Raw genomic sequence first — 9,606 nt, forward strand, 5'->3', positions numbered from 1 at the left:
CAAAGCCCAACCAATCTCCCATGCGCCGACTCAAGTCTTGCGTCTTGTGGCTTCCAATCTTGTGTCTCCCGCAGAGCAGGCTTGTATCTCCTGCGAAGAAATCCATAAATGACGTAAAATCACCTGAATACCCACAGGCTGAACTGCGTCTAAAGGCGTAACCGCACACTCCGGTCTCTCCCCAAACTCCCATGAAGTCTCTTCACCGCCTCTTGGTGCCCGTTGTCTTCACCATCACTTGCGCCTGCCTCGCACCCACTGGCACGGTCCAGGCCCAGGAGGGAGCCACGGCGGCTTCCGTCACGTTCCCCAAGCCAGGAGGCACCATCACCCTCCTGAACTGCACGGTCACCAAGATCGAACCGGATGGCGTCAGAGTTTCCCATTCCGCAGGCACGGCCAAGATCCCGTACGAGCACATGCCGGAGGATTGGCAGAAGGCGATCAACTACGATGCCACCGCAGCCCAGGCCTACCGGGTCTCGCAGGACTCGGCGTCACTCGATGCCACTGCCCGGGCTGAAAAGGATCGCAAGCTCCTCTATGATGCCGAAATGGTCCGCTTGGAAAAGAGCCGCCCCAAGCTCCGCCCCGTGGGCATGACCTGGATCAGCCGTGAGGCCATGAAGGTGGATACCGAGATCATCAATGTGCGCGTCGTCTCGGTCGAGGAAGACTTCCTCGTGGCCGAAAAGATGTCGGAACGCCCTCCGACGATCGATCCCCAGTCTATCGCAGCGGGAGCCGCTGTACCCGTGGTCATGTCCGCCGCAGGCATGTGGCCCACTGGGACCCTCGTCGTCCTCACCGGCAACCTCCCCAAAGACGTGGCCGACCAGGACGAGTTCTGCATTCAAGCCAATCGCGATGGCACCCGCAAATACGACTCCTCGGACGGCGGCAAGCGCACTCTGCGAGTGTACGAGATCGCCCGGCATAACGCGCCGCAGTAAGGAGAACGGACCTGGGAGACAGACTCCTAGACACAAAGGCCACAGGTTTCCCTGTGGCCTTTTGTAGTCAACGCACCAGTCACCGGGGTTTTGGCTCCAAGAACTTGTCGTGAAGTTCCTTCAATCTTCTTTCTCGATCCTTCTCATCGCTCTTCTCCCGCGCCGCCTTCTTAATTTCCTCAATTGCCACCTCCTTTGCCTCCCCGGCAACCACCTTGTCCCCATTCCACAGGAATGCGTACTCTTGGATGACGTAGCCTCCGAACGCGTTCCGGCCCCTAACCCTCGCCATAAGCAGAGGCACACCCCACTCCGTAGTCATCACTGGATCGTCCAGCAGTTCCGCCTCTGGATCTGGAAAATTAGTCTTCATCCACGCCTTCACCGCCAGCCTCCGGTTGAGCGCAACGCTAGCCGCCTTCTCCTGCTGGAACAGCACCGAGTCCTCCGGCTGAGACGGATTGGCCAGCACCACCGCAATCAGCAGCCCAGTCACCGCCGCCATCGTCAACGAAGTCAAAAACTTCCACGACCAGAACGGACGCCGCTGTCGGTCCAGCGCCTTCAGAGCCACTCCCACGTGCTCCCACTTCCGTCCCCCCTCCGCTATCACACGCGCATCGTCAGTGATCTGTCCCGACGACCACATCCCCTCGATCTGCTCAGCCGCAAACGGCCCATACGTCTTCCCATCGCCAATATCTAGATGGTAGCGTTTCGCTCTCATGCCTTGATCACTCTGGTGAGAATTGCCGCAAACACTCCGCCGCCCACACCCAAAAGAGCCACTTCAACACGCAGATAGGGCGGCGAAGGGGGCGACTCGTTTTCCATCCCCTATTTTCTCCACACCGCACCCAGTCGTCAAGTCAGCTCCGAATCCGGGTCTTCCAGCCAGCCTTGTCGCTCCACAGCCCGATCCGACTCCGGCACCGACCACTACTATCGAAAAATGGAAAGCCAGCAATGAACGGGAACTAGTCGGTGAGCTTAACACTGAGGACTTTAACCCACATTTAAAGTGGTGGCAGAGGGGAGAATCGAACTCCCGACCAAGGGCTTATGAGTCCCCTGCTCTACCGCTGAGCTACCCTGCCATGAGTATTGGTTATTCGCGGGAGTGTGAGGTTATGCAGGAGGCTGGAATTGTCAACCAATCCAACCTGTTTTTTGCTCAAAAGTTTCCGCCTCTCGTCCCTCCGTGGGCCGGACCTTTGGCGCATTCATCATGGGGAACAGTTGCCTTCCCTCCCACGCTCGTATAGAAGCAGTTCCATGCGTTTTGCGATCTGCAATGAACACTGGGGCAATGCACCTTTTGAAAAGGTGTGTGAAGATGCGGCGGCCTGTGGCTACCAGGGGTTGGAACTGGCTCCTTTTACCCTTAAAGAAGACCCACGCGATCTGACCCTGGCAGATGCCACGCGGCTGGTGCGGATCGCCCAGTCCTTCGGTCTGGAAATCATCGGCCTGCACTGGCTGCTCACACGGCCCACGTGGTTCAGCATGACCACCCCGGATGCCATGCTCCGCAAGGACGTGCTTAAATTTGGCCAGCAGATGGGCCGCTTCTGCGGAGCTCTGGGTGGCAAGGTCATGGTCTGGGGCAGCCCGAAGGCCCGCAACCTTCAGCCGGACTGGGACGCCCAGGAATCCTGCAAGCGTGCCGTGGATGTGGTCCGCAGCGTGGCCGAGGTGGCCTGGGAAAACGGAGCCGTCATCGCCATGGAGCCGCTGGGTCGGAAGGAAACCAACTTCATGAACACCGCCGCAGAAGGCATCGACTTCTGCAAGGCTGTGGATCACCCGGGCTGCAAGCTGCATCTGGACGTGAAGGCCATGAGCGATGAGAGCACCCCGATCCCGGACATCATCCGCCAGAGCAAGGATTGGTTCATCCACTTCCACACCAATGACCCCAACCTCCTCGGCCCCGGTATGGGCGAGGTGAAGTACGAGCCGATCATCGCCGCCCTGCGCGAGGTCGGCTACAGTGACTGGCTGAGCACGGAGGTCTTTGACTACACGATGGGCCCGAAGGTGATCGCTGAGAAGAGCATCGCCTACCTCAAGCAAGTGATGGGGGCCTAGCCCCCTGGTCGGGAGTTCGATTCTCCCCTCTGTCCATTTCTTTGCCCCCATCAGCTCGTCCAGTCTTCCTTCCTCATGAAAATCACCTTTCACGGCGCGGCGGAGACCACGACGGGCTCCCAACATCTGCTCGAGGTCAATGGGCAGCGCATCCTCCTGGACTGCGGTCTTTATCAAGGCCGCCGTCAGGAGGCCTTCGAGCGCAACCAGCGCTTCCCTTTTGATCCCAAAGCAATCGATGTCGTGGTCCTTTCCCACGCCCACATCGACCACAGTGGCAATCTCCCCAACCTCACCCGCCAGGGGTACCGGGGGAACATCTTTTCCACCGATGCCACGCGCGATCTCTGCGCGGTGATGCTGCCCGACTCCGCTCACATCCAGGAGTCAGATGTGCGCTGGCTCAATCGCAAGCGGGAACCCCACGGCCTGCCGCCTCTGGAGCCCATGTACAACCGGATGGATGCGGAGCTGTGTCTCCGGCAGTTCGTCACCATCGGTTACCAGCGGCCCATGCTCATCGCAGACGGGGTAAAGCTCACCTTCATCGATGCGGGCCACATTCTGGGAGCAGCCCAAGTCATTCTGGACATCGATGACCGGGAAACCGGACGCAAATCCCGGCTGCTGTTCTCCGGCGATGTCGGCCGGCCGAAGAGTGATCTCCTCAATCCCCCGGCAGTCGCCGAGGACGTGGACTACGTCATCATGGAGAGCACCTATGGCGGACGAAAGCACGAGATGGAGATGGCGAGCGATGAGCACATCTGCCGGATCATCAATGAGACCGTGGCCCGCGATGGCAAGGTGCTCATTCCCGCCTTTGCGGTGGAGCGCACCCAGCAGCTCCTCTATTCCATGAACAAGCTGCGGGAGCAGAACTGCTTCCCCGCCCTGCCCACCTTTGTGGACAGCCCCCTGGCCGTTAGCGCCACGGAGGTGTTCCGGCTTCATCCCGAGTGCTTCAATGAGGAGGTGTACAACTTCCTGTTTGAGAAACGGAACCCCTTCGGCTTCGAAGGGCTGCGCTTCATTCGCGAGGCGACGGAGTCCAAGGCGCTCAATCAAATACGGGAGCCCGCCGTCATCATCGCGGCCTCCGGCATGTGCGAATCCGGGCGCATCCTTCATCATTTGCGCAATCACATCGAGCACGCCTCCACCACCATCTTGTTCGTCGGGTATTGCGCTGAGGACACGCTGGGCTGGAAGCTGCGCAATGGCGCCCGCAAGGTGAGCATCCTGGGCGATGAGTTTCACGTGCGGGCCCGCATCGAGATTCTCGACTCCTTCTCCGGTCACGCGGACCACGACGAGCTGCTCGCCTGGTTTGCCAAGATGACCGGGCCCAAGCGGCAGGTCTTCCTGGTGCATGGCGAGCGCGAGCGGGCCGAGGCTCTCCAGTCCGCCCTCTCTGCAGCCCACCCTCAGAGCCAGACCGAGATCGCCCGACTGCATCAAGAAGTTCACTTGTGATCAACTGGCAAAGTGCCCGAGTTCACCATCCCCTCCAAGCATCTCTGACCCGTCCGGCACCCATCCTGCATTCACTCCCGTTTCCGACTCCATCATGAAAGCTCTATTTCTGACCAACGAATATCCGCCGCACATCTACGGCGGCGCTGGCATCCATGTGCAGTATTTGACCCGCGAGCTCTCCCGCCTCTGTGATGTGGAAGTGCGCTGCTTCGGCGACCAGAACGACGCCATCAATCCCCGCCTGCATGCCAAGGGCTATGGATTAGACAGCAGCAAGTGGACCTGCCCCAAGCCTCTGGCCAGTGTCTTCGGCGCCCTGCAGCGCGGACTCGACTTCAACACCTCCGACGTGGATGCGAACCTGGTCCACCTGCACACCTGGTACTCCCACTTTGGCGGCATCGTGGCGAAGCTCAACTACGGCATCCCCATGGTGCTCACGACCCACTCCCTGGAGCCCCTGCGCCCCTGGAAGCGCGAGCAACTCGCAGGCGGCTATGACTTCAGCGTCTGGGTGGAAAAGACCGCCATCGAGATGGCCGACGCCGTCATCGCCGTCTCCCAGGAGACCAAAGTGGACGTGCTGCGTTTCTTTGACGCCGACGCCAAGAAGATCCACGTCATCCACAACGGCATCGATCCGGAAGAGTATCAAAAAGTCCACGCCCCCGACACCCTGCGCAAACACGGGGTCGATCCCGACAAGCCCTTCCTCCTCTTCGTCGGGCGCATCACCCGGCAGAAGGGCATCATCCACCTCGTCCGTGCTATTGAGAAGATGGACCCCGGCTTCCAGGTGGTGCTGTGCGCCGGTGCCCCCGATACCCCGGAGATCGCCGCCGAGATGAAGCAGGCCGTGGCGGACGCTCAGTCAAAGCGGGACGGCGTCATCTGGATCCAAGCCATGCTGCCGGTGGAGGAGAAGATCGCCCTCTACTCCCACGCGGACCTCTTCTGCTGCCCCTCAATCTACGAGCCCTTCGGCATCATCAATCTGGAGGCCATGGCCTGTGAAACCGCCGTGGTCGCCAGCGCGGTGGGCGGCATCAAGGAGGTCGTGCTCCCCGGTGAGACGGGCATCCTCGTCCCCCTCATGCAGCAGTGTGAGAGCCCCTACGAGGCCGAGCACCCCGCCCAGTATGCCAAGGATCTGGCCGAGGCCGTGAACCGCCTCATGGCGGACCAGGGTCTCCGCGATCGCATGGCCAAGGCTGGCCGCCAGCGTGCCGTCGAGCATTTCTCCTGGCGCGCCATCGCCGAGAAGACACTCGAGCTCTATCAGTCGCTTCTTTAATGCAATGCCACGGGTGAACAGTGACGGGGATCGCTGTTCACCTTGGCGTGCGTGTGGAGCACCAGAGTCTCTCGAAACTTGGTGACGTCGGCGAGAAGGCGAAACCTGCAGGCGCTTCAGCTAGTGCCTGCCAAGGAACCTCGCGGTGCGAAAGGCAGTCAGACCATCACCATTCTCCCTTAGCAACGGATTCGCGAAGGGGAGCGCAGGCGGCCCGCCGGGCAGGTGAGGTGGCTGGAACAAAAAGAGGGCCTCCACCGGATAACGATGTGCTACGCGGGCGGGGCCGCCCTTGTGGCAGGCGAGCCGCCTGCGCTCCCCCAAAACACCCATGTGCAGGTCGGTTCGGTTCCTTGGCGGCCATCCCAAAATGCGCGCGGTTGGGGTGGCCGCTAAAGAACCGGTGCCATCCACTCGCTCAGTCGAAGTTCTTCCTCGAAGAGGATGGGGCGACAAGCCCAACGTTGACGAGCTTCCAGCGAGTCTACGTTGGGGAGGGGTGTTGGAGGTTTTTACTCCGAAGGAGTTGTGGCGGTCTGGGAGCCTTTCGCATCCAAGGTTCCTTGGCAGAACGGACCAACTCCTGCTCAGTTCGAAGTTGATCCCCAGCGGGGATCTCCAACACAGCCCAGTGGTTGGACGAGCCTTAAGCGAGTCAACCCTGGGTACCTCCGCGGAGGATGATCAGGTGGGAAGGCCGACAGCATCCGCTTTCGCCCCACCACCATCAACGCCTCCACGTCAGATGGATGCGATGTCATGTGCTGCCTGACGTTCGCGGCAAGATGCCGGGAACATCACGTAAGATACATGCGCTCTGTTTTACCCCTACAAAGGATCACGATTTGGAGAATTCGGCATTCTGATTTCAGAATCTCCGCCCTTCAGTCGTTTCCCTTTCATGCGCTTCTTCCTGCTCGCACTGGCTGCGGCTCTTCCCGCCGCAGCCGCCGATCCCCTGCCGGGCCACTCCTTTCACGGGGAGGCCTTCGACGATGGTCCGCGCCAGGCGGCGGTGCTGATGGAAGGCTGCGGCAAGGTCAACTTCCCCGTCACGACGAAGAACGAGCTCGCCCAGAGGTTCTTCACCCAGGGCATCGGTCAGATCCACGGCTTCTGGTATTATGAGGCGGAACGCTCCTTCCGGCAGGCGGCCGATCTCGATCCCGACTGCGCCATGGCCTACTGGGGCTGTGCCATGGCCAATGTGAATAACGAAAAACGCGCGGCAGAGTTCATCAAGAAGGCCGGGGCCAAAAAAGCCTCCGCTTCTGCCCGCGAGAAGGCGTGGATCACCCTGCTGGAAGACTACTACAAGGATCCGAAGAAGGACAAGAAACAGCGCCAGCTCGATTTCATCAAGGGCATCGAGGACATCATCCACGAAAACCCCGATGACCTCGAGGCCAAGGCCTTCCTGGCTTGGGCGATCTGGGAAGGCAAAGGCGACGGCGTCACCATGGTGAGCCGGGAATCCGTGGACGCCATCCTCTCCCAAGTGTTTGCCAAGGAACCCCTGCATCCCGCGCATCACTACCGCATTCACCTCTGGGACGACAGCAAGCCCGCCCGTGCGGTGGAGGCCGCCACGCTCTGCGGACAGAGCGCCCCCGCGATTGCCCACATGTGGCACATGCCCGGCCACACCTTCAGCAAGGTGAACCGCCTGCCCGATGCCGCCTGGCAGCAGGAGGCCGCCACCCGCGTGGACCATGCCTACATGATCCAGACCCAGGTGCTGCCGGACCAGATCCACAACTACGCCCACAACACCGAGTGGCTGGTTCGCACCTATAACCAACTGGGCCGCGCTCATGACGCCGCCGCCCTCGCCCGCAATCTCATCGAGGTCCCCCGGCATCCGGAGTACAACACGATGGACAACAAGAGCAAGAGCGCCGCCTACGGCCGGACCCGCCTTCTGGACACCCTCCTCACCTATGAGCTGTGGGATGATCTCCTCGAACTCGACGGCTCACCTTACCTCGACACCACCCCCAACCCCAGCATGGAAGCCGCGCGCATCCGCGCCCTGGGTGTGGCCGCCTATTTCAAAGGAGATCGCGCCGGGGTTGCGGCCCGCCTTGATCAACTGGAGAAGCTGCCTGCCGCGAAAAAGGAGCCCCCAGCCTCCACAGATTCCAGCAAGGTCAAGCCCGTGGCGAAGACCACCGAACCGTCCCCAACACCCACGCCAACTTCTACCCCCGCTCCCGCCAAGGTCGAGGAAACCACCAAGCCGGAGACCTCTGACAAGGAGGCCGAAAACAAGCCTGTTGAAAACAAGCCCGCCGGGGAGAAAGCCAACGGGGAGAAACCCGCCCGAGGCGGCAAGGGCGACTCTGCCGTTGGCAATGCCAAAGCAGAGCTGAACGTCCTGCTCGCCATCCTGGACAAGCAACCCCTTGCCGAACTCCAGAAGAAGCTGGCCGCCTTGAAGGACACGCCCAAGGAGCGCATGGTCCGCTACCATCTGGCCGTGGGCGACAAGGACAAAGCCGTGGCCGCCGCTCAGCAACTGCCCATGGACGCCCCCAACCTGGCCCTCCGGGTGGATGCGCTGATGCTCGCAGGCAAGCCAGACGAAGCCAAGAAGCACTTCGAGACCCTGCGCGTCACTGCGGGCAGCCTCGACACCAATGTTCCCATCAGCCAACGGATCGACGCCATTGCCAAAGGGTTTGGCGCTCCCCTGCCGTGGCGGCGTCCCGAAGCACCGCGCGCCGATTCCGGCAAACGCCCCGCCATGGAGTCGCTTGGCACCGTTCACTGGCATCCCTTCCCCGCGACGCCCTTCACACTGCCGGACGAATCCAACCATCCTGTTTCTCTGTCCGACTTCTCCGGCAAGCCCGTAGTCGTCTTGTTCTACCTCAGCCATCACTGCACCCATTGCATGGAGCAGCTCAAAGCCTTCTCCGCCGCCGCAGACGACTTCAAAAAGGCCGGCCTGGAGATCGTAGCCATCGGGAGCGAGGAAGCCATGGACCTCACCGCCACCGCCGACACCTGCCGCCCCGGTGATGCCACCAAACCGAACGCCATCCATCTCCTGGCCGACCCAGAGCAGTTGGTCTTCCGCAAGTGGCGCTGCTACGACGACTTCGAAGGCATGCCCCTCCACGGAGCCTTCCTCGTGGATGGAGCCGGTCAGATCCGCTGGCTGGATGTCGGTCCGGACCCATTCACGAACACCAAGTTCCTGATCGAGGAGTCCAAGCGGTTGTTGAAGTTCCCAAAGCAGTGAGTGAGGCAATCCAATCCCGACACGTCGGGATGCCCTGCAGCCCAGGATGAGTTGGGGGCTGGGGAGCAAAGCGAATTTGTGGGACGCTGGAGCGGACCGGGACAACAACGTCGATCCCTCCTAGTTGTCGACGTGAGGAGAACGAACCAATCGCGCGCGTTTTGGGGTGGCCGCCAAGGAACCGGCTCTGGCAGGTCAATTTCAGTTCGAAGTTAATCCCCGAAGGGGATTTCTAGCACAGCCCAGCGGTTGGACGAGCCTTAAGCGAGTCAACCCTAGGTACCTCCGGAGATGTTGATCAGGTGGGAAGGCCGACAGCATCCGCTTTCTCCCCTCGCCCTCTACACCTCCATGTCAGTCCCCCCGGGTTCCTTGGCAGAACGAACCAACCGCCACGCTTGGGGTGGCCGCCAAGGAACTGGCTCTGGCTAGTCAGCCTCAGTCCAAAACTAATCCCTCATCGCGAAGTCGAGGTGTTTGAGGGGTGCTTCTCGACCGGGATGTTGCTTCGGATGATCTGACCCGCATCTTGTGATGCCAGC

6 protein-coding genes and 1 tRNA gene are annotated in these 9,606 nt (G+C 61.0%); 5 read left to right on the top strand and 2 right to left on the bottom strand.

Annotated features, from left to right (window positions below; genetic code table 11):
* The first annotated feature begins 191 nt into the window (after nt 1–191).
* Nucleotides 192–953 (top strand): hypothetical protein, encoded by a 762-nt coding sequence (locus BV034_RS19065; protein ID WP_050028586.1) that lies wholly within the window; start codon nt 192–194, stop codon nt 951–953.
* Between the two features lie 79 nt (nt 954–1,032).
* Here the strand turns inward: BV034_RS19065 and BV034_RS19070 are convergent, their stop codons facing one another.
* Nucleotides 1,033–1,680, bottom strand: a complete 648-nt coding sequence (locus BV034_RS19070; RefSeq protein WP_050028587.1) for a GYF domain-containing protein — start codon at nt 1,678–1,680, stop codon at nt 1,033–1,035.
* A gap of 295 nt (nt 1,681–1,975) precedes the next feature.
* Nucleotides 1,976–2,050 (bottom strand) — tRNA-Met (locus BV034_RS19075).
* Nucleotides 2,051–2,228: 178 nt separating this feature from the next.
* Here BV034_RS19075 and BV034_RS19080 point away from each other — a divergent pair.
* From BV034_RS19080 to BV034_RS19095, 4 genes are all read left to right on the top strand, one after another.
* Nucleotides 2,229–3,044 carry a sugar phosphate isomerase/epimerase family protein gene (locus BV034_RS19080; protein ID WP_050028588.1) on the top strand — a complete coding sequence of 272 codons (816 nt, stop codon included), beginning with the start codon at nt 2,229–2,231 and terminating at the stop codon, nt 3,042–3,044.
* A gap of 75 nt (nt 3,045–3,119) precedes the next feature.
* On the top strand, nt 3,120–4,520 hold the full coding sequence (locus BV034_RS19085) for an MBL fold metallo-hydrolase (RefSeq protein WP_050028589.1): 1,401 nt from the start codon (nt 3,120–3,122) through the stop codon (nt 4,518–4,520).
* A gap of 94 nt (nt 4,521–4,614) precedes the next feature.
* Nucleotides 4,615–5,817 (top strand): glycogen synthase, encoded by a 1,203-nt coding sequence (gene glgA / locus BV034_RS19090; RefSeq protein WP_050028590.1) that lies wholly within the window; start codon nt 4,615–4,617, stop codon nt 5,815–5,817.
* A gap of 901 nt (nt 5,818–6,718) precedes the next feature.
* Nucleotides 6,719–9,064: a redoxin domain-containing protein gene (locus BV034_RS19095; RefSeq protein ID WP_050028591.1), complete on the top strand. Its 2,346-nt coding sequence runs from the start codon at nt 6,719–6,721 to the stop codon at nt 9,062–9,064.
* Nucleotides 9,065–9,606 lie beyond the last annotated feature (542 nt).

The organism is Verrucomicrobium sp. BvORR034 (genome assembly GCF_000739635.1).
Taxonomy (GTDB): Bacteria; Verrucomicrobiota; Verrucomicrobiia; order Verrucomicrobiales; family Verrucomicrobiaceae; genus Verrucomicrobium.